The following is a 24413-nucleotide window of genomic DNA, read 5'->3' as shown; positions in this document are numbered from 1 at the left end:
AGCGGCCGTGACCGACAGGTTGGACGGCCCGCAGGGCCCGCGCGGCGGCGACGACGCCGCCCGCGGTCCCTCCTCCGGACCACACGACACCCGACCGGACGACGCCCGGGCGGACGGCGCCTCGCCGCCGGCCCCCGGCTCCCCGTCCCCCGCCCCCGATTCCCCCGATTCCCCCGGCTCCCCCGGCTCCCCCGGCTCCGCTGCCTCCGCCTCCCCCGCCCCGGGTTCTCCCGGCTCCGCGTCCCCGGGCACGGAGACGCGGTCCGGTCACCCGGCCGTACCGGAGGCGACGGCCGGGCCCGAGCTCACGACGGCCGGGCCCGCCGCCCCGGCGGTGGTGCCCGCCGGGGCCTCCCGGCTGGGACCGCCGCCACGGCTGGCGCTGTGGTTCCTGCTGCCGGGCGCGCTCGTGCTCGGGGTGATGGTGATCTACCCGATCGTCTACTCCGTCTTCCGCAGCCTCTACGACGCCGACGGCGGGACCTTCGTCGGGGTGGAGAACTACGCGACGATCTTCAGTGACTCCGGCACCCTGACCACGATCAGGAACAACCTGATCTGGGTCCTGGTGGCCCCGGCCCTGGTCACCGTGATCGGCCTGATCTTCGCGGTGCTGACCGAGCGGATCCGCTGGGCGACCGCGTTCAAGCTGATCGTGTTCATGCCGATGGCCGTCTCCCTGATGGCCTCGGGCGTCATCTTCCGCCTGGTCTACGAGCAGGACCCCGACCGGGGCGTGGCCAACGCCGTGGCCACCACGGTGACCGGCTTCTTCGGCTCGGGCCAGACCTACCCCGACGCCCGCGCCAGGGAGAACGACCAGGCGCCCGTCGTCACCGAGCAGGGCGCGGTGGTGACCAGACAGCCCGCCAAGGCCGGGCAGCCGGTGCTCATCCCGCTGGTGGGCGTGAAGCCCGCCGACGTGGCCTCGGCCGCGACAGCGAAGGCGGCGCAGCCCGGTCCCGGCGAGCTGGCCGGCACCGTCTGGGTGGACTTCACCCAGGGCGGCGGCGGCGCGCTCAACCAGGTGGACGCCACCGAGAAGGCCCTGGCCGGGGTGACGGTCGAGGCGGTGCAGAACGGCGCCGTCAAGGCCACCGCCACCAGCGAGGCCGACGGGACCTTCCGCTTCACCGGGCTGGCCCCGGGCGACTACCGGGTACGGCTGCCGCAGTCGAACTTCCAGGCGGCCTTCAACGGCATCCCCTGGCTGGGCCCGGCGCTGATCACTCCGGCGATCATCGGCGCGTTCATCTGGGTGTGGGCGGGGTTCGCCATGGTGCTGATCGCGGCCGGCCTCGCGGCCATCCCGCGCGACGCGCTGGAGGCGGCCCGCATCGACGGCGCCACCGAGTGGCAGGTGTTCCGGAAGATCACCGTACCGCTGCTGTCCCCGGTGCTCCTCGTGGTGTTCGTCACGATGATCATCAACACCCTGAAGGTCTTCGACCTGGTCTTCGTCATCGCCCCGGGATCGGTGCAGCCACAGGCCAACGTGATCGCGCTGGAGATGTGGCGGGTCTCGTTCGGCGGAGGCGGCAACCAGGGGCTGGGCAGCGCGCTGGCCATCTTCCTGCTGATCCTCGTCCTGCCGTTCATGATTCTCAACATCCGCCGGTTCAGGAGGGACAACCAGTGACGACCTCCACCCTCGGCGCCCCGCGGCGCGGCACCCTCGGCAGGATCGTGGACCGGCTCGGCGGCGGCGCCGTCCAGGCGGTGCTGGTGGTGATCGGCCTGTTCTGGCTGGTCCCCACGCTCGGCCTGTTCATCGTCTCGATCCGGGACGAGACGGCCAACAACTCCACCGGCTGGTGGACGGTCCTCACCAAGCCGGCCGAGCTCACCCTGCAGAACTACTCCGACCTGCTGGCCACCGGGTTCACCGCGTCGTTCTGGAACACCGTGTTCATCACGGTGCCCTCGACCGTCCTGGTGATCGGCATCGCCGCCATGGCGGCGTACGCGTTCGCCTGGATGGAGTTCCCCGGCCGGGACGCGCTGTTCCTGGTCGTGGTCGGCCTGCTGGTGGTGCCGACCCAGATCGCGCTGATCCCGATCGCCAAGCTCTACGGGTCGGCCGGGATCTTCGGCTCCATCGTCAGCGTGGTGCTCTTCCACGTCGCCTTCGGTCTTCCCTTCGCCATCTTCCTGCTCCGCAACTTCTTCGCGGGCATCTCGCGCTCGCTGCTGGAGGCGGCGCGGATGGACGGCGCCGGGGAGTGGAAGATCTTCTCGACCGTGGTGTTCCCGCTGGCCAAGCCCGCGGTCGCCTCGCTCGGCATCTTCCAGTTCCTCTGGGTCTGGAACGACCTGCTCGTCTCGCTGGTCTTCGCCAACCCCGAGAACCAGCCGATGACCAAGGCCCTCCAGTCCCAAATGCGGCAATTCGGGACCAACGTGGACATTCTTGCGCCAGGAGCCTTCCTGTCGCTGATCATCCCGTTGATCCTTTTCTTCGCCTTCCAGCGCTACTTCGTTCAGGGGATGATGGCTGGCTCGGTGAAATAGATAACAGGGGCAGGCCCGGTACGGCGCGTCGATTCGACGGGGCACGCCGTACCGGGCCTCAAACCTCGATAGGGTCCCCCCATGGCCGCACGTCCCTTGAACGAAGTCGTGGAAGCCGGGTGGGCCGAGGCCCTGGAACCCGTCTCCGAGAAGGTCGCCGAAATGGGCGAGTTCCTGCGGAGGGAGGTGGCCGAAGGCCGGCAGTACCTCCCCTCCGGAGCCAACGTGCTCCGCGCCTTCCAGCAGCCCTTCGACCAGGTGAAGGTGCTGATCGTGGGGCAGGACCCCTACCCCACCCCGGGCCACCCGATCGGCCTGAGCTTCTCCGTCGCCGCGGACGTGAAGCCGATCCCGGGCAGCCTGCGCAACATCTACAAGGAGCTCACCGAGGACCTCGGGCTCCCGATGCCGGGCAACGGCGACCTGACCCCCTGGACCGAGCAGGGCGTGCTCCTGCTCAACAGGGTGCTCACCGTCATGCCGGGCAAGCCCGCCTCGCACCGCGGCAAGGGCTGGGAGGAGATCACCGCCCAGGCCATCGAGGCGCTCGTCGCGCGCGGCACGCCCCTGGTGTCGATCCTGTGGGGACGCGACGCCCGCACCCTGCGCCCGATGCTCGGCGACCTGCCCGCCATCGAGTCGGCCCACCCCAGCCCCCTGTCCGCCCGCAGCGGCTTCTTCGGCTCCCGCCCGTTCAGCAGGACGAACGAGCTTCTCGAGCAGCAGGGCGCGACCCCGGTGGAGTGGAAGCTCCCCTAGTCGGGTTAGCCTTCCTCCAGGCACTAGGATTTCCACCATGAGTGATGAATCGGGCACCGAACGCTATCTGCGTCTTACCGTTGAACTGACCGTCGAGGTGCAGGACATCGCCGCCCTGCAGGCGGCCGCGCTGAAAGAGGTCAACCACCCCGACGCGGATCTGGACGACGACGAGCGCAAGGAACAGGCCGAGCTCGTCTCGACCGACGAGACCGGTGCCACCGCGCTGCAGTGGTTGATCGAGCCGGACCACGTGCTGGGGCTGATCGAGCACGTCGACCAGATCGAGCCCCGCGAGGCCGTGCTGGGCGTCGAGCCCTCGGACGGCCCCTCCGACGAGGACGACGAAGAGGACGACCACCAGCACTAGCCACCTCGCGCCACCGGGCCTCACCGGCCCGCCCCCCGCCGCCCTGCCGGTGGGGGGCCCTCCCCGCAGGCGCCCCGCGGGGAGGGCCCCCCACCGGCAGGGCTTTTTCACGACCGGGCCCCCGGCCGGCCGGTCCGTTCACTCCATGGCCACCAGCGGCGGCGGATAGCCCGGCACGGGCGAGGAGAGCCGCCACGGCTCGTGGATCATCCGCCTGGGCACCCCGCGGAGCTCGGGAACGTGGCGCAGGACGTACTCCCCGTCCGGGTCGTAGCGCCTGGCCTGCCGGATGTGGTTGACGGGCCGGTTGGGCCGGGTGTCGTTGCCGGTCCCGGCCACCCACTGCCAGTTGCCGTAGTTGTTGGCCACGTCACCGTCGAGCAGGTGCTCGAAGAAGTGCTCCCCGCCGACGCGCCAGTCGACGCGGAGCCGCCTGATCAGGAACGACCCCGTGATCAGGCGGGCCCGGTTGTGCATCCACCCCTCGGTGAGCATCTGCCGCATCCCGGCGTCCACGATGGGGACGCCGGTGATGCCCTCCCTCCACGCCCGCGCCGCCTGGTCGTCGCCGCGCCACTCGTGGCCGCGAGGCCGGTAGTCGTCCCGGTCGATACGCGGGAAGGCCCGCGTCACCTGGTAGAAGAAGTCGCGCCAGCACAGCTGCCTGACGAAGGCCGCGACCTCGTCCGCCGCCCGGGCGTACGCGGCCCTCCTCGGGTCGTCGTCGGTGGGACGCGCGTTCCCGGATGGATCGACCTCTCCGGCGGGATCGGCGTCCTCGGCGAGGCCGACGATCCCGGCGGATCCGGCGGCCCACATGTTCGCGGCCTCCCCGGCGAGCGACTCCAGCTCCAGCGGCGAGACGCAGCCGAAGCGCAGGTAGGGACTGAGCCTGGACGTGCGGTTCCCGGCCATGTCGTCGTGGCCGTCGGTGTACTCGCGCACGCAGTGCCTGAGCCACTGGTCCATTCTCCGGCGGCCGACCGTCTCACCCCCCGGGAACAGCTCGTAGGTCCGGCTCCCGGGCTCGGGCAGGGGGCCCGCGAAGAGGCTCCGGGGAACGGGCACCACGCCCGGGGCCTTGAGCACCTCCCGCCGTGGGCGCGCGCTCCAGGCCCGCCAGTAGGGCGTGAAGACCCGGTAGTGGTCCCCGCCGCCCGAGGGGCGCAGGGCGTCCGGCGGCACGACCGTCAGGCCGGGGAACAGCCGGTACTCCGTCCTGGCCCGCTCGCACTCCTCGGCCAGCCTGCGCTGCCGCAGGCGCGCGAACGTGCTGACGTCCAGGCTGGCGTACACGGCCCCGGCCCCCACCTCCCCGGCCAGGCGCATCGTCTCGGCGACCACGTCGCCCCGGCGGACGATCAGGTCGCCGCCCCTGCTCCGGAGTGACTCGCGCAGGTCGGCCAGGCACTCCGACAGGAAGCCCCACCGGTTGCCCGAGGGCACGGCGGGGTCGGCCACGAAAAGCGGTATGACATGACGTGCGCGCTCGCACGCAGCGGCGAGCGCCGGGTGGTCGTGCACCCGGAGATCACGGCTGAACAGAACGATCACTGTATCGGTCACGTTTTCCTTTCGGCCGGTCACGCTGGGTCGGTTGCATCCAGCGGGGACCGCATCTCGAAGGAACGTTCAGGGAGCGACCGCTCCCGTCGCCTGTCACGCTGGTACCGCAGTGACGGGCCGGAAATGAGATGAGATGGACGAGCAGCGTCAGGTGGCAACCGATGAGGAACCGGGCTACGGCATCGGAGCCGTCGCGCGGCGTCTCGGCGTGCCCGCCCCCACGCTGCGGACCTGGAACCTACGCTACGGCCTGGGGCCGAGCCGCCGGAGTCCGGGGGGTCACCGCCGCTACGACGCCCGTGACCTGTGGCGCCTGGAGGAGATGAACCGGCTCATCAGGAGCGGCGTTCCCGCGGCCGACGCGGCCCGCGAGGTGCTGAGGATCGAGACCGTCCCCGAGCCCCCGGCCGAGCCCGGAGCGGAGCGGGGCCCGGCGCGGGGAGCCGGGCAGGGACAGGGGCCCGAGCAGGGAGCGGGGCAGGGACAGCGGCCGGGCACCGGGCCGGCACCCGGGGCACGGCCGGGATCACGGCCCGGGCCCGCGACGGGTCCGGCGCCCGGATCGACGTCCGGATCGACGTCCGGGCCGCCGCCCGCGTCCGGGCGCCCGTCCCCGGAGCGCGTCCCCGCACCCGCCGGGCGGCCCGGCGTGCCCGCGCTGCCGACCGTCGCGATGCTGACGCGGGCCGCGGTGGCGCTGGACAGCCGGACGGTGCACGAGTGGCTCGTCGCCGCCCTGACCAGGCACGGGGTGTCGTGGACCTGGGAGCGGCTGGTGACGCCGGTCTTCGAGGCGATCTGCAGGCTCCAGTCGGAGAGCTCCGCGGGCGTGGAGGTCGAGCACCTGTTCTCCGACCGGCTGCTGGCCTCGCTGATCGGGCTCACCGAACGGCCGTCCCGGCCGGTCAACGTCAGGCCGGTCCTGCTCGCCTGCGCCCCCGACGACCAGCACAGCCTGCCGATCTACGCGCTGGCCGCGGCCCTGACCACCGAGCACCGCGTGGAGACGCGGGTGCTGGGTTCCCGCACCCCGTACCCGGCGCTGGCGGACGCGATGCGCCGGCTGGGGCCCTCGGTGGTCTTCGTCTGGTCCCAGTTGCCGGCCACCGGTGACCCCGCCCCGCTCTCGTCGCTGCCCGCGACCCGCCCGCCGAGCCGGATCATCGCCGGGGGGGTCGGCTGGCGGGAGGGGCTCCCCGCGTCGATCCCGCACGTCACCTCGTTCGAGGAAGCCGTCACCCGCGTCCTGGCCGCCCTGGACTGACAGTGAGGACAAAGGTGACAGTGAGGACAAAGGTGAACGCCTCCCGGTGAGGTCTGGCTCACGGTCTGACCGGCCGTGGTGTCCTCAACGGGATCCGCCGTGCCGGCGGACGGCGTCCAGGTACTCGTCGCAGGGAATCATCCTGATGTCCCCGACATCACCGTACGTGGCGGCCGCTCGGGGTTCACGGGCCGGGCCGGGCGAGGACGCCCCCTTCCGTCGTCACCGTCCCAGCCCGATGTCTCGCACACCGACCGTCCCGTCGACTTGCGATCACAGCCACCGAGCGACTATGAATAAGTTTTGAGTAGGTTTTCTCGGTAAGGGGAGTCCACCATGACAGACACGCTGAACGTTCGCTTCGCCGCGGGCGACGACGCCGCACTCGCCGAGTGCTTCCGTGTCCACGGCTCCCTGATCCGGTCCTACCTGCGGCGATTCGTCCCTTCACAGGAGATCGACGATCTCCAGCAGATCGTGTTCGCCGAGGTCTGGCGATCACGGCACCGCTTCGACCCGTCACGCAGCCTGCCCGCCTGGATGCTCGGGATCGCCCACAAGCGGGCGGTCGACCACCTGCGGATGCGCACCCTGCGCACCGTGCCCCTGGACGTGCTGACGGACCCGGCCGGCGACGACGGCCGGGTGGACGGGGACGGCATGGCCGAGCGCGACCAGGTTCAGCGGGCGCTGGCCGAGCTGCCCGAGCCGCAGCGCCAGGCCATCGAGCTGGCCTACTACGGGGACCTGACCCAGCGGGAGATCGCCGAGAGGCTGAGCGTCCCGCTCGGCACGATCAAGGCCCGTACGGCCCGTGGCCTGCGCCGCCTGTCCGGCATACTCACCCCGGCCGCGGCATGAGCGGCCACCCCGCCCCCGCGCGGACGGACGCCGGCGCCGCGCCCGGGACGAGAACCGGGATGAAGGCCGAGACGGCCGGAGCGGCCGTCAGGCCGAGGGTCGCGGTCTCCAGCTGCCTGATGGGCGAGCCCGTCCGGTTCAACGGCGGCCACAGCCGCGACCGGTTCCTCGGCGACGAGCTCGACGCCCACGTGGACTGGGTGCACGTCTGCCCCGAGATGGAGATCGGTCTCGGCTCGCCGCGCGAGACCCTCCATCTGGAGAGCTCGCCGATCGGCCCGCGCCTGGTCACCCGCAGGACCAGGATCGACCTCACCGACCGGATGACCGCCCTGGCCGCCGAGCGGGCACGCACCCTGGACGAGGTGGACGGCTACGTCCTCAAGTCCAAGAGCCCGAGCTGTGGCGTGCACGGCATCCCGCTGTACGCCCCCGACCCGGAGGGCGTCACCGCGACCTGGGGCGACGGCAGCGGCCGCAAGGGCGGGAACCGCAACCCGGTCGTCCATCGCCGGGCCCGGGGCGTTTTCGCGGCCGTCGTCCTGGAGACCCACCCGCTGCTCCCGGTGGAGGAGGAGGGGCGGCTCAACGACGCCCTGCTCCGCGAGACCTTCGTGGAGCGGATCTTCGCCCACGCCCGGCTCCGCGCCCTGCTGGAGAGCGACTGGCGGCCCCGCGACCTGGTGGCCTTCCACGCGCGGCACAAGATGCAACTGCTCGCCCACCACCCCTCGGCCTACCGGGAGGCCGGACGGGTGGTCGCCCGGGCGGGCCTGCTCCCGCGCGAGGAGCTGGCCTCCGACTACGCGCGTTTCTTCGGGACGGCGTTCGCCGCCAAGGCCGGCATCGGAAGGAACGTCAACGTCCTGCAGCACTGCGTGGGCATGCTGAACGACTCGCTCGACCCGGCCCGCCGGGCAGATCTGGCCGAGGTCATCGCCTCCTATCGGGCCGGGCGGGTGTCCCTGAGCGTCCCCGTCACCCTGATCCGCCACCACGCCCGGGGCGAGGCCGCCGGGTACGTGCGCGACCAGACCTACTTCGCCCCGTACCCGGAGGAACTCCGGCTCCGCAACCACGTGCCGGCCTGAGCGCGGCCGGCGACACACGTCCCGGCCCACTCCTCTTCGAGACCCCGCTCGCTCTCACCGGGGCATGCCGTTCCCGGCCCGGAGGCGGCCCAGGAGCGCGGGGAGCAGCTCGGGATCCTCGTGCGGGCCGAGATGCCCCATACCCGGTACGGCCACCGTCTCGCCGCCGAGCAGGGCACGGACCGGGCCGCCGACACGGGCGGGCGGGTAGAAACGATCGTCGGTCCCGGTGGCCACGACCACCGGCGTCCCCTCCCAGCGGCGCACGACGGACGCGGGCAGCGGCGCCGGAGCCAGGCTGGTGCGGCTGTGCCGGGCGACGAGGGTCATCCACTCCGCCGGCATCCGGTCCCCGTCCCTCGGCACGTGCGCCCGGCCGCTCATGTACCGCAGCAGGGCCTCGCTGTGCCCGATCGTGGGAGCGACCAGCCAGGGCAGGGTGACGCCGAGCAGGGCGGGGGTCAGGCGGGCCCGGCTCAGCCCGGCCGGGGACACCAGCACCAGTCCGTCGATGAGCGGTCCCGGTCGCGCCGCCAGGGCCACCGCCGCTCCCAGCGAGTGTCCCACCACCGTGACGGGACCATCGCTCACCTGCCCGGCGACCTCCACGACCCAACGCCCGTAGGCCGCCATGCGCCCCCGCCGGGGGCGCCCCGGAGCGCTCAGGCCGGGCTGGCCCGGCAGGTCCGCCATGATCACCTCATGGTCGGGCACCAGGGCGTCGGCCACCTCCAGCAGGGTCGCGGCGCAGAAGTTGGTGCCCGGAAGCAGCAGCACGCCCGGTCCCCGCCCGGCGACGACCACCGTCGTGCTTCCCAGCCCGGTCTCCAGCGTGCGCGTCCGGTGCGGGGTCGTCCAGGAGCGCAGCCGGTCCCGGCACCAGTCGCGGATCCGCCGTTCACCGGCGGGTGAGGTGTAGATGGTCGGGGAGGTCACGGGAGAGCCTTTCGGGCGGGAACGTGACGCGCTCAGGAGCCGTTCCGGCTCACCATCTCGGTGATCCACACGGGTGCGAACGGGGACGTGCAGCCCGGAGCGGTGGGGTAGTCCTTGAGCACCTCCAGGCGCTCACCGATGTCGATCGCGCGGGCGCGGTGCCCGGCGTGCTCGATCCCGATCTGGGCCAGGCAGTGGTTCATCGCCCACTGCAGCCGGTCCGGGGCGTCCTTCATCCGCGCCTCGACGACGTCGAGCAGTCCCGCGAGGTCGAGACCCTCGGGCCTCTTCGCCACGCGTTCGGTGGTCAGCGCCCAGCCGGCACTCGCGACCACCGGGTCCGGATCGGCCGACCAGGCCAGGCGCAGTTCCTCCGAGTGCGGGTTCTTCTTCACCACGTAGTTCACGAGCCAGTCGTGGACCTTGGGCGCGCGCGCCTCGCGCAGCATGGCGTCCAGCTCACCACGCTCGAACGCCTTCGGGCGGCAGATCAGGATCGCCAGCAGTCTCGCCGCGGTGTCACCCGTCTCCCAGAGGCGGCAGGCGAGTTCCTGCTGCGTCTTCAGCCGCTTCGCCAGCGCGCGCAGCTTGCCGAGGTTCACACCGTGGTCGTCACCGCGTCTCTCGTTCGCCTCGCGTATCTTCGGGTCCTCGAGCTCGGCCAGCTCGGCCATCACCTCGGCCACCATCGTCTCGGCCACCTCAGCCTTCCGTTCCTCAGGTGCGAGCAGCCTACGACCGAATTCGGCCCCCTGTCGTACACGCCGGTTCCACGGTGGCCGCCGGCACGGGAGCCCCTGTCCTCGCGATTGCGCGGCGGTCCCCGGCACCGACCGGCACCGACCGGCGGTTCCCAGGTCGGTGGGGTCAGGTCGGTGGGGCGACGTCGGTGAAGGCGCCGCAGTTCCCCGGCCAGGCCGGGTTCGACAGCGTTCCCGGGACGGGCCGCACCAGACAGGTCGTGTGGGCGATCGTGCCGGTCGCGGTGAGCACCGTGACGTGGAGGTCGGTGGCGTCGCTCTCCAGTTCCACCTGGGTGACGGTACCGGGGTACCCCGGCACCGACGTGATGTCGTGCCAGGACGGGTCCGTGCGCGGGTCCCGGATCGACGTCGTCCCGTTGCCCGAGGTGAACGCGGTGAACCGGGCCAGGGCGTTGAGAGAGGTGGCGATGCTCCCCCTCGACCGGGCCGTCAGGACGGCGGCACCCGCAGGCCCCGGGGGTCCCGCCGGACCCACCGGGCCTGCGGGGCCGACCGGACCGGCGGGACCCGCGGGACCCGCGGGACCTGCCGGACCGGTCTGGCCTGTCTGGCCGGGCTGGCCGGGCTGGCCGGGCTGACCGGCCGGACCCTGCTGACCGGGCTGGCCTGGCTGGCCGGCCGGACCCTGCTGACCGATCGGACCGGCGGGACCCGTCTGGCCTGTCTGACCCGGCTGACCCGGCTGACCGGCCGGACCCTGCTGACCGGGCTGGCCTGGCTGGCCGGCCGGACCCTGCTGACCGATCGGACCGGCGGGACCCGTCTGGCCTGTCTGACCCGGCTGACCCGGCTGACCGGGCTGACCGGGCTGACCCGCCGGACCCTGCTGACCGATCGGACCGGCGGGACCCGTCTGGCCTCTCTGCCCGGTGAGACCTCTCTGGCCGGTCTGCCCTCTCAGCCCCGCGGCCCCGGTCGGACCCGTCGCCCCTCTCTGCCCCGTGAGACCTCTCTGGCCGGTCGCCCCCACGGGACCGGCCGGGCCCGCAGGACCCGCAGGGCCGTCCGGGCCGACCTGACCCGTGGCGCCGGTCAGACCTCTCAGACCCCTCAGGCCTCTCAAGCCCCTCAGCCCTCTGAAGCCCCTCGGTCCCCTCAGGCCTCTCGGTCCCGTCGCTCCCGTGGGACCGGCCGGGCCGATCTGGCCCGTGGCGCCCGCGGGTCCTCGAGGCCCCGCCGAACCGGTCTCGCCGGCCGGCCCAGGGGTACCGGCCTCGCCCGTGGCACCGGCGGGTCCCCGCGGGCCCACCGGCCCCCTCGGCCCGGTCGGTCCCGTCGCGCCCGGGGCGCCGTCCGTACCGTCCACCCCCGCGGGGCCGGCCGGGCCCACGGGTCCGCTCGGACCTCCGGGCCCTGGAGGTCCCGGGGGACCCGGTGGTCCCGGAGGCCCCGTGTCGGTCGGGAACGAACCCGGGGGGCCCTGCGGGCCCGTGGGCCCCGGGGGACCGACCGGTCCCGGCAGGCCCAGGCCGGGGCGGCCCTCCTCACCCCTGGCTCCCCTCTCTCCCCTGGGGCCCGCGGGACCGCGTGGTCCGCGTCTGCACTCGCGGCGGCACACCGGGATCCCGCAGCCACAGCGTCCGCACCGTCCGTCCCGGCACGCCGCTCCGGAACGGGGACGCGGCGTCAGGGGGAGGGCGGCGAGGTACGCGTTCGCGGCCGTACCGGCGAGCGGAGGGTGGGAACCGCCCCGATCGTCCGTCCCCCCGGTGTCGGCGTCGGCGAGCCTCTGGCAGGACGCCGCCAGAAAGGCCCCGGCGATCGTCGTCGTGACGATCAGGACGTAGGAACACCCGCCGAGGTGCGACACCGGGATACGCCTATTACCGCTATAGGTCATTTCTTCCCATTTCACGTATATAATGAGAAATTGGGACACCAGCCCCAAGCAGTGACCAGCAGTAAATTCCCGATCAGGGAAACAACGGCACATCGAACCGCGCCAACACCTCTTAAATTCCCAACAGGTCAGCCAAACAGGCCAATCACCGTTTTTGGCCGCGCCGCCCGTCCCCGCCCCGGAAAAACCCGATCGGCAAGGCCGTGACCTGCGGGAACCACGCCGCCGGTTCGAGCATTCGGGCAGTCGGCGACCCGGTCGCGCGGCCGTACCGGGCTCCTTCCCACCCGCGAAAGGCGATCACGGGTGAGGTGGAACCCGTGAAAACCGGTACGGCACATCCCCCGAAGGAGGATGTGCCGTAAAGGGCCGGGAAAAGCTCGTCAGGCCGGCGGGTCCAGGCGGACGACCGCGAGCGAGCGGGGCGGCAGGGACAATTCCTCCCCCTGCACGGTCACCGACGCCTCGGAGGCGAGCAGGACCTGTCCCGGCGTGGACCGGCCCGTCCCGAGCGTGACCGTCAGCGGGACCGGCCCGAGATTGGCCGCCACCCTGACCCCTCCCCGGTGCACGACCAGCCAGGACTCGCCGTGGTCGACCTTGACCCGGTCCAGCCGGGGGTCGGTCAGCTCGGGGTGGGCGCGGCGTAGCGCGATCAGGGCCCGGTACCAGTCCAGGTGGGCCCGGTGGGCGTCCTCGTCCAGCTCGCTCCAGTCGAGCTTGGAGCGCAGGAACGTGGTCTCCTCGCCCGGGTCGGGCGCCTTCTCCGCCCAATCGTCGTAGCCGAAGCCCACGAACTCCCTGCGCCGCCGGTCCCCCTCGCCCTCGCGCAGCTGCGGCTCCACGTGGTCGGTGAAGAACAGGAACGGCGAGCTCGCCCCCCACTCCTCCCCCATGAACAGCATGGGCGTGAACGGCGAGGTCAGCAGGAGCCCCGCGGCCAGCCGGAGCGCCTCGGGGTCCATCCGGTCACCCTCGGCCCGGTTGCCGATCTGGTCGTGGTTCTGCGCGCAGCAGACGAAGCGGTACCCGGGAACGTGGGAGGCCGGGCGGCCGTGGGAGCGTCCCCGGAACGAGGAGAAGGTCCCGTCGTGGTAGTAGCCGTGGCTGAGCACCTTGGGCAGGGCGCCGTGGAAGTCGTCGTAGTAGCCGTGCCGCTCCCCGGTCACCGCCACGTGCAGGGCGTGGTGGACGTCGTCGTCCCAGGCCCCCGCCAGGCCGAATCCCCCGGCCTCGCGGGGCGTCATCAGCCGGGGGTCGTTGAGGTCGGACTCGGCGATGAGCGTGAGCGGCCTGCCCACGGCGGCCGACAGCGCCTCGGTCTCGACGGCCAGCTCCTCCAGCAGGTGCACGGCCCGGCTGTCGTGCAGCGCGTGCACGGCGTCCAGCCGCAGGCCGTCGACGTGGTAGTCGCGCAGCCACTGCATCGCGTTGCCGACGAAGTAGGCGCGCACCTCGTCGGAACCGGGGCCGTCCAGGTTGACCGCCTGCCCCCAGAAGGAGGAGGCGCTGGAGTGGAAGTACGGGCCGAAGGGGGCCAGGAAGTTCCCCGAGGGACCCAGGTGGTTGTAGACGACGTCGAGGATCACGCCCAGCCCGCGCCGGTGGCAGGCGTCCACGAAGCGCTTGAAGGGGTCCGGGCCGCCGTAGTTCTCGGTGACGGCCCACAGGTCCACGCCGTCGTAGCCCCAGTTGCGCCCGCCCGGCACCGGCGGCACCGGCATGACCTCGACGAAGTCGACACCGAGGTCGACCAGGTGCTCCAGCCTGCCGATCGCCGCGTCGAAGGTGCCCTCGGGGGTGAAGGTGCCGATGTGCAGCTCGTAGATGACCGAGCCCGGCAGGTCACGCCCCCGCCACAGCTCGTCGCCCCACTCGAAGCGGGCGTGGTCGTAGAGGCGGCTCGGCCCGAAGATGCCGTCGGGCTGCCAGCGGCTCCGGGGGTCGGGCATCGGGTCGCCGCCGTCCAGCCGGAAGCGGTAGTCGGTACCGTGGCCGGCGCCGGGGACCTCGGCGGTCCACCAGCCACCGCCCGCCGAGGACATGGGGTAGCGGACCTCGCCGATCTCCACGTCCACCGACGTCGCCTGTGGTGCCCATACTTCGAACACGTGTCAGTTCCTTTCCAGCAGCGCGACAGGGTGGACGGCCAGCAGGTGCGCCAGGGGGATGCGGCCGGTGTGCTCGGTGCCGGTCAGCAGGTCCCGCCAGGTGCCGCGCGGCAGGGTGATCGTGTCGCTCCCCCAGCCGCCGCGCCGCTCCAGCCCCACCGGCAGCCGGGTGGCGACGGTCACGGCCCGCTCGCCACGGGCGAAGGCGAGTCCGTGCTCGCCCGCCTCGATCGGCAGGTACGGCGCCTCCGGGCCCAGCCGGTGCCGCAGCCCGAGGGCCTGGGCGGTGACGGCCAGCTTGGCCTCGTCCCAGGAGAGGTCCTCGGCTGCGGTGCTCGGGTTGGCCTCGTCGGGGTTGGCGTGGCTCGCGTGCGCCTGGGCCGACGAGAGCATCCGGCGGCGGAGCTGGAAGTCCACCGGCCGGCGGTTGTCCGGGTCGACCAGGGAGAAGTCGGTGATCTCGTTCCCCCAGTACAGGTCGGGCACGCCGGGCAGCATGAGCTGGACGAGCTTCTGCCCCAGCGAGTTGGACCTGGCGTACGGCTCGATCCTGGCGGCGAACTCCGCGATCGAGGGACCGCACTCCTCCACCGCGCGGGTGACGAAGTCGCGGATGCCCCGCTCGTAGGCCGGGTCCGGGGTGGCCCAGGAGATCGAGGTCTTGGCCTCGCGGGCCGCCTTGAACAGGTAGTCGAAGAAACGGCCCGGGTCGATCGGCCAGGACGCCATCAGGTTCTGCCAGGCCAGGTAGTCCAGGGCCGGGTCGAAGGAGACCTTCGCCGACCACTCGCCGACCGCCGCCGCCCACTCCGCCGGCATCTCCGACAGCACGGCCAGCCTGGCCCGCACGTCCTCGGAGCGCTTGGTGTCGTGGGTGGACAGCGTCGTCATGGTGGCCGGGGACATCCTCCGGCAGAACGCGTGGAACTCCTCGACGGACTCGCCGAACCGGTCGGGCTCGCCGCCCACCTCGTTCAGGCAGGACAGCGGGTACCACCGGTACAGGGCGGTGTCCTCGACGCCCTTGGCCATCACCGGCCCGCAGGTCTGCTGGAAGCGGGTGACGGCCTCGGCCGGCCCGTGCAGCACCTGGCGGACGACCTCGTCGACCGGGGCGCCCTCGGGCAGGTGCCCGGCCGCGATCCGCCCGGCCTCCTCGACGATCCGCGCCGACGCCTCGGGCACCGGCTCTCCCGGCACCGCGTAGGCCCGGTAGACCGGCATGGCGGCGAGCAGTTCCACCAGGGTCCGCCGGTCGGAGCCGGTCAGGGCGTGCAGCCGGTCGATCTCGGAGCCGAAGAACAGGTTCAGGACCTCGGTCTTGGACTCGCGGACCACCTGGGCGTAGTCGGACGGCCCGCCGGTGTGCGTGGTGTACAGCTCGACCAGCGGTTCCTTGCCGGCCGGGTCGACGAACAGGCCGGTGATGCGGTTGAGCACGTCGTAGCCGGTGGTGCCGTCGCACTCCCAGTCGGCGGGCAGCCGCTCGGAGCCGACCAGGATCTTCTCGGCCACGGTCCACAGGCCCGAGGCCGCGCGCAGCCGCGACAGGTAACCGCGCGGCTCGGCCAGCCCGTCGGGGTGGTCCACCCGCAGCCCCTGGATGACGCCCTCCTTGACCAGGGCCAGGATGAGGGCGTGCGTGTCGTCGAAGACCTCCGGGTCCTCGACGCGCAACCCGATCAGCGAGGAGACGTCGAAGAAGCGGCGGTAGCCGGGGCCGCGCCGCCAGTCGACCAGCCGGTAGTGCGTGTCGGGCAGCGGGAACTCGTGGTCGTGGTAGCGCAGCACGTCGCCGTCGGCCACGACCTCCTCCGGGTCGCCGCCGAGGACGGGCATGTTGACCCTGCCCTCGCCGCCCTCCCAGTCGATGTCGAACCAGGAGGCGTACGGCGAGTCGCGCCCCTCCTTGAGCACCGACCAGAGCTGGGCGTTGCCCGACTCGGGCACCGGGATCGTCATGTGGTTGGGCACGATGTCGACGACGATGCCGATCCCGTGCTGGGCCAGCGTCGCCGACAGCTCGCGCAGGCCCTCGGCGCCGCCGAACTCCTCGCGGACGCGCGAGTGGTCGGTCACGTCGTAGCCGTGCCGCGACTCGGGCACGGCCTGCAGGATCGGCGACAGGTAGACGTGGCTGACCCCCAGGTCCCGCAGGTACGGGGCGAGCTCGGCCACCTTGTCGAACCCGAAGTCGGGGGTGAGCTGGAACCGGTACGTCGACAGCGGCACCTCGTAGGAGCCGGGTGAGGGCAGCGGGATCTGCCCGTCGGTCTCCAGCGGCGCCGGATCGACGATCTCGTCGACGTCCTCGCCGGTCCTGGCGCCGGGCACCGTCTCGGCGGGCGGGACGTCCGGAGCGCCCTGCTGCGGTACGGTCCCGGGCTCGGGGACGGTCCCGGGCTCGGGGACAGGCTCGGGGACAGGGGCCGGCTCCGGAACGGGAGCGGGCTCGGCCGGGGCGGGCCCGGTCAGGACGGGCCCGGCCGGGGCGGGCTCGGGAACGGGCTGGACCATCGGCTCAGACACGGCGCAACACCCTCACCGAGCGGCCGACCACCGGCACGCTCTCTCCGGCCCGGCACAGCCGGGTGTCGATCGTGATCGGCATCGCCGTGTCGATCTCCGTCAGCCACATCTCGCCGTAGTCCTTCGGAAGGGTGAACTTGATGACGTCGTGGTGGGCGTTGAACAGCAGCAGGAACGAGTCGTCGGTGATCTGCCGGCCCCGGCGGTCGGGCTCGGTGATGGCGTCGCCGTTCAGGAAGACGGCCAGCGACTTGGCGTAGCCCACGTTCCAGTCGGCGTCGGTCATCTTCTCGCCCTTGGGGGTGAGCCAGGCGATGTCGCTGAGGTTGTCCTCCGACCCCCGTACCGGCCGGCCGTAGAAGAACCGGCGCCGCCGGAAGACCGGGTGGTCGGCGCGGAGCTTGGCCACCCGCCGGGTGAACTCCAGCAGCAGCCAGTTCTCCCTGACGTCGGACCAGTCGACCCAGCTGAGCTCGTTGTCCTGGCAGTAGACGTTGTTGTTGCCCCGCTGGGTGCGGCCCAGCTCGTCGCCGTGGGAGAGCATCGGGACGCCCTGGGACAGGAACAGCGTCGTCAGGAAGTTGCGCTTCTGCTGCTCGCGCAGCGACTCGATGGCCAGCGAGGCCGGCCCCTCCTCGCCGCAGTTCCACGAGCGGTTGTCGTCGGCGCCGTCCCGGTTTTCCTCGCCGTTGGCCTCGTTGTGCTTGCCGTTGTAGGACACGAGGTCCTGCAGGGTGAAGCCGTCGTGGCAGGTGACGAAGTTGATGGAGGCGGCCGGGCGGCGGCTGTCGTCCTGGTAGAGGTCGCTGGAGCCGGTCAGCCGGGAGGCGAACTCGGGCAGCGCGGCGGGCTCTCCCCGCCACAGGTCGCGGATCGTGTCGCGGTACAGGCCGTTCCACTCGGTCCACCGGGCCGGGAAGTTGCCCACCTGGTAGCCGCCGGGACCGACGTCCCACGGCTCGGCGATCAGCTTGACCTGGGAGAGCACCGGGTCCTGCTGGACCAGGTCGAAGAAGGCGCTCAGCCGGTCGACCTCGTGCAGCTCCCGCGCCAGCGTCGAGGCCAGGTCGAACCTGAAGCCGTCCACGTGCATCTCGATGACCCAGTAGCGGAGCGAGTCCATGATCATCTGCAGGACGTGCGGGGAGCGCATGAACAGGCTGTTGCCGGTGCCCGTGGTGTCCATGTAGTACCGCTTGTCGTCGTCGACCAGACGGTAGTACCCGGCGTTGTCGATGCCCCGCATGCTCAGCGTCGGGCCCAGGTGGTTGCCCTCGGCGGTGTGGTTGTAGACCACGTCGAGGATGACCTCGATGTTCGCCTCGTGCAGGGCCTTGACCATGGCCTTGAACTCCAGCACCTGCCCGCCGCGCTGCCCGGTGCTCGAGTAGGCGTTGTGCGGCGCGAAGAAACCGATGCTGTTGTAGCCCCAGTAGTTCGTCAGCCCGCGGTCGGACAGGATGTGGTCGGTGACGAACTGGTGCACCGGCATCAGTTCGAGCGCGGTCACCCCGAGCGACGTCAGGTGGTCGATGATCTCCGGGTGCCCGATCGCGGCGTAGGTGCCGCGGATCCGCTCGGGGATCTTCGGGTGGTTGATCGTCAGGCCCTTGACGTGCGCCTCGTAGATCACCGTGTTGTGGTACGGCGTGCTCGGCGGCCGGTCGTGCCCCCACCCGAAGAACGGGTTGATCACGACGGACTTCGGCATGAACTCGGCCGAGTCGGCGTCGTTGAGGCTGTCGGGCTCGCCGAAACGGTAGCCGTACACGGCCTCGTTCCAGTTCACGTCGCCGTCGATCGCCTTGGCGTAGGGATCGAGCAGCAACTTGGCGGGGTTGCATCGCTGCCCCGCCGCCGGGTCGTACGGGCCGTGGACGCGGTAGCCGTACCGCTGCCCCGGGCCGACGCGCGGCAGATATCCGTGCCAGACGAAGCCCTCACACTCGGTGAGAGGGACCTTCGTCTCCTGATTGTCATCGTCGAACAGGCACAGTTCGACGCGTTCCGCGGCCTCGGTGAAAAGCGCGAAGTTGGTTCCCGCGCCGTCGTAGGTGGCCCCCAGAGGATAGGGATCACCCGGCCAGATCTCGATCATTACACCGCCCCTTCAGCGGTGGACAGATATGCCCCGTGTTCGCCGTGGCATGCATACATTCCCACTCCTGTGTCTCTGATCTCACCGGCCGGGCGCGTCACGCCGCCACGAGCCTAGGGCGAACCCGGCTCCAGGCGTCCGACCAGTGCCCGGACGGCGGGTTCGTACACGCGCAGGCCCGCCCGCGCCACGAACGTCCCGGCCGCGCGCAGGTGGGCCGCGGCCCGCTCCTCGTCGCCGGCCAGCAGGGCCAGCCTGCCCAGGCAGAGGTCGGCCTGCGACCAGCCGAGCAGCCGTCCCGCGTGCGGGGCGAGCAGGCCGTACAGGACCTCTCCGGCGGCCTCGTCGCCGAGCGCGTCGCAGATCTCGCTGACGGCGTCCGCCACGAACCGGTAGGCCAGCTCCGGGCCGATCGCGGCGAAGCCGTCCCGGGCGAGGGCGTCGAGGATCTCGCGCGCCTCGCCGGTCCTGCCCAGGTCGACCAGGGCCAGGCAGCGCAGGATCGTCCAGGGCCGCTGGCCGGGACGCAGGGCGAGCATCTCCCCGGCCAGCGCGAGCGCCCGGCCGGCCTCGCCCCCGGCCCGCAGGGACAGGAAGCGGAACGTCTCGCGGCGCAGCAGCGCGTCGTCGCGGCCCAGCGCGCCCTCGGGGTGGGCGGCCCCGGAGGCGTCGGCCGCGGCGAGCGCGCCGACGAGGTTCCCGGACAGGTAGGCGCGGACCGCGGCCTGCCACTCGGCGAGACTGACCATCGAGGGGAGCCGGAGCCGGCCGGCGTTCTCCCGCAGCCAGGCCAGCGACTCCGCGGCGGCCTCCGCCTCGCCCCGGGCCATCAGCTCGACGTACGCGTTCTCCCTGCCGATCCACTCGGTGACCAGGTCCCCGGTGCGGCGGCCGATCTCCACGATCTCGGCGACGGCCGCCCGCCCGCCCTCGTGGTCGTGGCCGGAACGCAGCAGGATCTCCAGCGCGATCAGCGTCCTGGACAGGGTCGCCTCGTCACCGCCTCGGCGGGCCAGCGACACCGCCTCCCGCGCCAGCTCCACGCTCCGCCCCACCGGCCGGGAGGTCGAGCCGGTCAGCGCGGCGGCCGCGAGCAGCCTGGCCCGCCAGGGCGAGTCGGAGGCCAGGCCGGAGGCGAGCACCCGGCCGATGCGCTCGGCCATCCGGGCGATGCCGGTCATCTCCTCGTACATGGCCAGGTGGAGCGGGTCGGAGAAGCCGAGCACCGCCCTGGCCAGCCGGTCGTCGTCGCCGAGCTCCTCGGCGAGGTCCGCCGCCGCCTCCAGCGAGGCGTGGGCCGCGCCGCTCGCCCCGGCGGCCGCCTGGGCCTCGGCCAGGTCGAGCAACAGGTCGCAGCGGAGCGCGGCGTCCGGCTCGGGCAGCCGGTCGACCAGCGCGAGCGCCTTCTCCAGGCCCTCAACCGCGTCCTCGTGGGCGAACCGGGCACCGGCCCAGGCCGCCGCGCGCCGGGTGTAGCCGATCGCCCTGGCCGTCGTCTCCGGGCCGAGCAGGCCCTCGCGGCAGTGGTGGGCGATCTCGCTCAGCCGCGTCCCGCTCCGCTCCTGGAGCACCTCGGCGATCCGCGCGTGCGTCCTCCTGCGGCGCAGCGGCGGCAGCGCCTCGCGCAGCACGTCGCGGACGATGTCGTGGACGAACCGGCAACCGGGCCCGTCCTCGGCGACCAGCAGCCGGGCCTGCACGGCGGCGTCGACGATGTCGAGCACCCGTTCCGGGGACGGCCCGGCCACCCGGGTCAGCACGTCCAGGTCCGCCTCCCGGCCCAGCAGCGCCGCGGCGGTCAGCACCTCCTCGGTGCCGGGCGGCAGGCCCGCCAGCCGGCCGCGCACGACGTCCGACAGCGCCTCGGGGGTCTCGCCGAGCTGGAGCGCCTCGCCCAGGAAGAACGGGTTTCCCGCGGTGAGCCTGCCCATCTCGGCCGCCCTGCCCGGGTCGGCGCCGGCCCGTCGCAGGTACTCGCGGATCTCCCCCTCGGCCAGGCCGCGCACCGGGAGCCGCCGCACGTGCGGCAGCCGTGCCAGCGCGCCCAGCGTGCGCTCCAGCGGCCCGCCGTCCCGCCCGCCGGTGTCGCGGTACGTCGCCACCACGGCCAGGTCCGGGCAGAGCCGGGTGGAGGCCAGGAACTCCAGCAGCCGCAGCGACGAGGGGTCGGCCCACTGCAGGTCGTCGAGGACCACCAGCGTCCGGCCGTGCTCGTTCAGCAGCCGGGCGAACGCCTCGTACAGCTCGAACTGCCCGGTCGCGGCCGTGCCGCCCGGCGCTCCCGGCGCTCCCGGCGCTCCCGGCGCTCCCGGCGTTCCCGGCGTTCCCGATCGCGCCCCGGCGCCGATGAGGTGCGCCAGGTCCCCGTCCCCGCCGACCAGCCCCCGCACGGCCTGCGTCCAGGGCCAGAACGGGGGCGCGCCCGCGTCGTCCCAGCAGCGGCCCCACGCCACCCGGTGGCCCCGGGCCCGGGCGGCGTCGGCCGCGTGCTCGGCGAGGCGGGTCTTGCCGATGCCCGGCTCACCGGCGATCAGCACCACCCGGTGCCCGTCCCCGGCGGCCATCCGCTCCAGCACCCCGGCCTCGGCGTCCCTGCCGACCAGCCCGTCGTCCCGCCCGGCCTCGGTGGCCGGCCCCGTCCCGGCGTCCCCGCCCGCGCTCGTCGCGCCCGCCCCGTTCGTCTCGTCCGCGACGTCCGCCGTACCCGGTGCGCCCGGCGCGCCCCTCGCGCCCGCCTCGCCCGCCGGGGGACGTGGGGTCAGCGCGGGGTCCTGGGCCAGGATGCGCCGCTCCATCTCCCGGGAACCCGCGCCGGGGTCCAGCCCCAGGTCCTCCATCAGCAGCCGCCGCCCCTCGGCGAGCACGGCGAGCGCGTCGGCCTGCCGCCCCGCCTGGTACAGGGCGTGCGCCGAGAGCGCGCGCAGCCGCTCCCTGAACGGCTGCGCGGCGACCAGCTGGGCCAACCGGCCGTTCAGCGACGCCCCCCGCCCCAGCGCCAGCTCGGACGCGGCCAGGTCCTCCTCGGTCGTCAGCCGGAACTCGGCCAGGTGCGCGCCCTCCTCCGCCGCCCAGGAGGAGGCCGTCAGGTCCGCGAGCGGCTCGCCGCTCCACTCCCCCAGCGCCCGCCGCAGCTCCCGGGCCGCCCCGTCGTGGTCGCCCGCCGCCGCCCGGCTCGTCCCGGCGGCCACGCGCTCCCGCGCCCGGCCCAGGTCGATCGAGGCCGCGGGGACGTCCAGGACGTACCCGCCCGGCCTGGTGACGAGGACCGCCGGGGCCACCCCGCGTGTCCTGCCGGGCTCGAAGACCCTGCGGAGCTTGGAGATGTACGCCTGCACGGTGTTGAGCGCCCCCGGAGGGGGTTCGTCCTCCCAGAGCACGCCGATCATCCGCTGCGGCCCGACCGGCCGCGGCGCGGCGAGGACGCACATGGCCAGCACCAGCCGTTGCTGGTAGGGGCCGGTGTCCAGCGCCGTCCCGTCGTCGGCGATCACCCCGACCGGGCCCAGCACACGAAAGTCCATCCGGCCCACCTCGCATTGAACTGCGCCGATAGTACCTTTCGCCTGCCGCGCCGAGCCTCGGCCCACCGGCCCTCACCTGCCGGCCTTGACCCACCGGCCTTGACTCCGATGGCCTTGAACCGCCGGTCCTCACCGGCCGGCCGTTCCCCGCGGGCCCGGTCAGCCCCGGCTTCCCGAGAAGGGGGACTCCCTGCGCCCGTGCCCGCCCGGCCCGGCGGCCCACGCCCGCTCGTCGCGGATGACCTCGACCGCGACCAGCGCCGGGTGGCGAGGATGGGCGGCGATCCGCACCAGCGGCGCCAGACAGCAGATCGCCAGCACCTCTGCGGCGTCCTCCAGGTCGGAGACCGTGGTCCCGGCCCGGCACCAGAGCCAGGCCCGCTCCCCGAACGGGGTCGCCACCGTCCGCAGGACGTGGGGCGCGCGGCCCCTCCGGTTGACGACCAGCGCCTCCACGCAACCGGAGCGGACACGGTGCGCGGTGAACACGCACCGGCACCGCCCCCACACCTCGGCCCGCGCGACCGGCACCGCCCCCACCACGAGGGCGAGCAGCGCCACGGTCGCGAGCACCCAGCCCCAGTCGAAGATCCTCACCGCGACGACGACGGCGACCGGCACGACCAGGACGAGGCCGATCTCGTACCGCCACTCCCAGATCAGCCCGAGCGGCCCGGTCCGCGCCTGAGGGATGATCGCCGCCCGCCGCGTCGCGGAGAGCTGACCGAACCGGGGCTCCTCACTTCTCACGGCTCGCCCCCGCGTTGAGCCGTGCTATCCGCCCGTCCCCCCCGCAGAGCCCGCACACGTGATCGTCCCGCCCGGTCCACCCCGCGCCCCGGCACAGGCCGCATCTCTGCAGCGCGTCGAACTGCGGGGAACGGTACCTGCGCGTGAACGGACGGCTCCGGTCGATCTCCCAGCCCAGCACCCCGGCGAACGCGTCGATCTCCCCGAAGATCCAGTTGTCCAGCGCCCGGAGACAGGTGATCGCTAAGCTTCGTACTCGGATCGAGAGGCTTCTCCCGCCTTCGATGTCGTGCTTCAAGGCTCCACCCCCTGAAGATTCGCCCCCTTGGGGCCTTGCCTGTCCCTCTACCCAACCTTGTGCCGATGACAACACGATTATGGCAATTGCCATGTAGGATTTGCCGGAGGATCTTTCCGTTGGTTCTTGCCGCCGCTCCGTACACGCGTTGTACCGGGGGCTGGACAGAGACCGGCCCGCCGTCTGCGGCATCGAGAAGAGGTTGCGCCGATGGCTGAGAACAATCCGACCCTGCGCCGACGCCGACTCGGGGGCCGGTTGCGAGAACTGCGCAAGGCGGCCGGGCTGACGGTCGAGCAGGCGGCCGAGGCCCTGCTCTGCACCCCTTCGAAGATCAGCCGTATAGAGAACGCACAGCGCGGCGCCAGCCAGAGAGACGTACGCGATCTCTGTGCCGCCTACGGCATCGAGGACGAGGAGCTGATCGAACAGCTCATGACGCTGGCCCGCGAGATACGGAAACCGGGCCTGAAATACGAACACGGCGATCTCGGCAACGACATGCTGTACACGTACATGGAACTGGAGGCCGGAGCGGCGTCGATCACCGAGTTCCAGACCGCGTTCTTCCCCGGCCTGCTCCAGACGGAGGACTACGCCCGGGCCCTGATCCACGGCCTGCTGCCCCGGATGGAATCCGACGTGCTGGAGCGGCGTGTCGCCGCTCGCATGGCGCGGCAGCGTGCCCTACTGGAGAGGGCCGACCCTCCCCGCTACTGGACCTTCATCGACGAGGCCGTGCTGCACCGGCGGGTCGGCAACCTTGAGATCATGACGGCCCAGATGGAGCATGTCCTGGTGGTCGCCGAGAAACGTCACGTCACCCTCCAGGTCGTTCCGTTCGACAAGGGTGCCTACATGGGGGCCGGCAGCCCGTTCGTCTTCCTGGAGATGGGCGAGGGCACGGGCTCGGACGTCGTCTACATCGAGATCCTCGTCCGGAACGAGTACTTCGAGCGACCCGATGACCTGAAGGTGCACCGTGAGGCGATCGACCAGATCCGTGCCACGGCACTGGACCCCAAAGATTCCCTGAAGTGCATCAAAGAGATGATTCGGACATATAAAGCCCAAATATGAATTTAACATCCATACGTAAGAGGCCATGCCACAATGGTGACCCGGGACGCCCTGCGCAACAGGA

Annotated in this window: 18 protein-coding genes; 8 read left to right on the top strand and 10 right to left on the bottom strand. The window is 72.4% G+C overall.

The window, feature by feature from the left end; all coding sequences use genetic code 11:
* The first annotated feature begins 7 nt into the window (after window positions 1-7).
* The 4 genes from AB0G16_RS00195 (at window position 8) to AB0G16_RS00180 (ending at window position 3640) form a co-directional block, all read left to right on the top strand.
* The gene (locus AB0G16_RS00195) at window positions 8-1639 is read left to right on the top strand and encodes an ABC transporter permease subunit (RefSeq protein WP_362796889.1); all 1632 of its coding nucleotides are present in this window, start codon (window positions 8-10) and stop codon (window positions 1637-1639) included.
* The gene (locus AB0G16_RS00190; RefSeq protein WP_362796888.1) at window positions 1636-2511 is read left to right on the top strand and encodes a carbohydrate ABC transporter permease; all 876 of its coding nucleotides are present in this window, start codon (window positions 1636-1638) and stop codon (window positions 2509-2511) included. The genes AB0G16_RS00195 and AB0G16_RS00190 overlap by 4 nt, the downstream gene beginning before the upstream one ends.
* A gap of 81 nt (window positions 2512-2592) precedes the next feature.
* Window positions 2593-3270, top strand: coding sequence for a uracil-DNA glycosylase (locus AB0G16_RS00185; protein ID WP_362796887.1), 678 nt, complete (start codon window positions 2593-2595; stop codon window positions 3268-3270).
* A 37-nt stretch (window positions 3271-3307) separates the two neighbouring features.
* Window positions 3308-3640: a hypothetical protein gene (locus AB0G16_RS00180; RefSeq protein WP_362796886.1), complete on the top strand. Its 333-nt coding sequence runs from the start codon at window positions 3308-3310 to the stop codon at window positions 3638-3640.
* A gap of 138 nt (window positions 3641-3778) precedes the next feature.
* Here AB0G16_RS00180 and AB0G16_RS00175 read toward each other — a convergent pair whose 3' ends face one another.
* Window positions 3779-5206 carry a deoxyribodipyrimidine photo-lyase gene (locus AB0G16_RS00175; protein ID WP_362796885.1) on the bottom strand — a complete coding sequence of 476 codons (1428 nt, stop codon included), beginning with the start codon at window positions 5204-5206 and terminating at the stop codon, window positions 3779-3781.
* A 133-nt stretch (window positions 5207-5339) separates the two neighbouring features.
* Here AB0G16_RS00175 and AB0G16_RS00170 point away from each other — a divergent pair, with 133 nt between their 5' ends.
* The 3 genes from AB0G16_RS00170 to AB0G16_RS00160 all read left to right on the top strand — a co-directional run bounded on the left by AB0G16_RS00170 (window position 5340) and on the right by AB0G16_RS00160 (window position 8422).
* Window positions 5340-6470 carry a MerR family transcriptional regulator gene (locus tag AB0G16_RS00170; protein ID WP_362796884.1) on the top strand — a complete coding sequence of 377 codons (1131 nt, stop codon included), beginning with the start codon at window positions 5340-5342 and terminating at the stop codon, window positions 6468-6470.
* 336 nt (window positions 6471-6806) lie between these two features.
* Window positions 6807-7331: a sigma-70 family RNA polymerase sigma factor gene (locus AB0G16_RS00165; protein ID WP_362796883.1), complete on the top strand. Its 525-nt coding sequence runs from the start codon at window positions 6807-6809 to the stop codon at window positions 7329-7331.
* 59 nt (window positions 7332-7390) lie between these two features.
* The gene (locus AB0G16_RS00160) at window positions 7391-8422 is read left to right on the top strand and encodes a DUF523 and DUF1722 domain-containing protein (protein ID WP_362796882.1); all 1032 of its coding nucleotides are present in this window, start codon (window positions 7391-7393) and stop codon (window positions 8420-8422) included.
* Between the two features lie 54 nt (window positions 8423-8476).
* On the opposite strand, the gene AB0G16_RS00155 is transcribed toward AB0G16_RS00160, so the two are convergent.
* The 9 genes from AB0G16_RS00155 to AB0G16_RS00115 all read right to left on the bottom strand — a co-directional run bounded on the left by AB0G16_RS00155 (window position 8477) and on the right by AB0G16_RS00115 (window position 23269).
* Window positions 8477-9358 (bottom strand): alpha/beta hydrolase, encoded by an 882-nt coding sequence (locus AB0G16_RS00155; protein ID WP_362796881.1) that lies wholly within the window; start codon window positions 9356-9358, stop codon window positions 8477-8479.
* Between the two features lie 32 nt (window positions 9359-9390).
* Window positions 9391-10059 (bottom strand): DNA alkylation repair protein, encoded by a 669-nt coding sequence (locus AB0G16_RS00150; protein ID WP_362796880.1) that lies wholly within the window; start codon window positions 10057-10059, stop codon window positions 9391-9393.
* A 166-nt stretch (window positions 10060-10225) separates the two neighbouring features.
* Window positions 10226-10597 (bottom strand): hypothetical protein, encoded by a 372-nt coding sequence (locus AB0G16_RS00145; RefSeq protein WP_362796879.1) that lies wholly within the window; start codon window positions 10595-10597, stop codon window positions 10226-10228.
* Between the two features lie 1748 nt (window positions 10598-12345).
* Window positions 12346-14073, bottom strand: a complete 1728-nt coding sequence (gene treZ / locus AB0G16_RS00140; RefSeq protein ID WP_362796878.1) for a malto-oligosyltrehalose trehalohydrolase — start codon at window positions 14071-14073, stop codon at window positions 12346-12348.
* A 3-nt stretch (window positions 14074-14076) separates the two neighbouring features.
* Window positions 14077-16602 (bottom strand): malto-oligosyltrehalose synthase, encoded by a 2526-nt coding sequence (gene treY / locus AB0G16_RS00135; protein ID WP_362796877.1) that lies wholly within the window; start codon window positions 16600-16602, stop codon window positions 14077-14079.
* Complete coding sequence (glgX, locus tag AB0G16_RS00130; protein WP_362796876.1) at window positions 16595-18700, bottom strand: glycogen debranching protein GlgX; 2106 nt, start codon at window positions 18698-18700, stop codon at window positions 16595-16597. The genes treY and glgX overlap by 8 nt, the downstream gene beginning before the upstream one ends.
* A gap of 113 nt (window positions 18701-18813) precedes the next feature.
* Window positions 18814-22221 (bottom strand): BTAD domain-containing putative transcriptional regulator, encoded by a 3408-nt coding sequence (locus AB0G16_RS00125; protein ID WP_362796875.1) that lies wholly within the window; start codon window positions 22219-22221, stop codon window positions 18814-18816.
* A gap of 159 nt (window positions 22222-22380) precedes the next feature.
* Window positions 22381-22971 carry a hypothetical protein gene (locus AB0G16_RS00120; protein WP_362796874.1) on the bottom strand — a complete coding sequence of 197 codons (591 nt, stop codon included), beginning with the start codon at window positions 22969-22971 and terminating at the stop codon, window positions 22381-22383.
* The gene (locus AB0G16_RS00115; RefSeq protein ID WP_362796873.1) at window positions 22961-23269 is read right to left on the bottom strand and encodes a hypothetical protein; all 309 of its coding nucleotides are present in this window, start codon (window positions 23267-23269) and stop codon (window positions 22961-22963) included. Before AB0G16_RS00115 ends, AB0G16_RS00120 begins: the two co-directional genes overlap by 11 nt.
* A gap of 210 nt (window positions 23270-23479) precedes the next feature.
* Between AB0G16_RS00115 and AB0G16_RS00110 the strand changes: the two genes are divergently transcribed.
* The gene (locus AB0G16_RS00110; RefSeq protein ID WP_362796872.1) at window positions 23480-24349 is read left to right on the top strand and encodes a helix-turn-helix transcriptional regulator; all 870 of its coding nucleotides are present in this window, start codon (window positions 23480-23482) and stop codon (window positions 24347-24349) included.
* Window positions 24350-24413: the final 64 nt, after the last annotated feature.

The organism is Streptosporangium sp. NPDC023615 (genome assembly GCF_040640155.1).
GTDB lineage: Bacteria > Actinomycetota > Actinomycetes > Streptosporangiales > Streptosporangiaceae > Streptosporangium.
The sequence above is the reverse complement of the archived record's forward strand: the minus strand, read 5'-3'. Positions and strand labels throughout refer to the sequence as shown.

Excerpts from the sequence above, each read along its gene's own strand:
- AB0G16_RS00185 (WP_362796887.1), top strand. The coding sequence starts at position 2,593 with ATGGCCGCACGTCCCTTGAACGAAGTCGTGGAAGCCGGGTGGGCCGAG.
- AB0G16_RS00125 (WP_362796875.1), bottom strand. The coding sequence starts at position 22,221 with ATGGACTTTCGTGTGCTGGGCCCGGTCGGGGTGATCGCCGACGACGGG.
- AB0G16_RS00170 (WP_362796884.1), top strand. The coding sequence starts at position 5,340 with ATGGACGAGCAGCGTCAGGTGGCAACCGATGAGGAACCGGGCTACGGC.
- AB0G16_RS00165 (WP_362796883.1), top strand. The coding sequence starts at position 6,807 with ATGACAGACACGCTGAACGTTCGCTTCGCCGCGGGCGACGACGCCGCA.
- AB0G16_RS00110 (WP_362796872.1), top strand. The coding sequence starts at position 23,480 with ATGGCTGAGAACAATCCGACCCTGCGCCGACGCCGACTCGGGGGCCGG.
- glgX (WP_362796876.1), bottom strand. The coding sequence starts at position 18,700 with ATGATCGAGATCTGGCCGGGTGATCCCTATCCTCTGGGGGCCACCTAC.
- AB0G16_RS00180 (WP_362796886.1), top strand. The coding sequence starts at position 3,308 with ATGAGTGATGAATCGGGCACCGAACGCTATCTGCGTCTTACCGTTGAA.
- AB0G16_RS00160 (WP_362796882.1), top strand. The coding sequence starts at position 7,391 with ATGAAGGCCGAGACGGCCGGAGCGGCCGTCAGGCCGAGGGTCGCGGTC.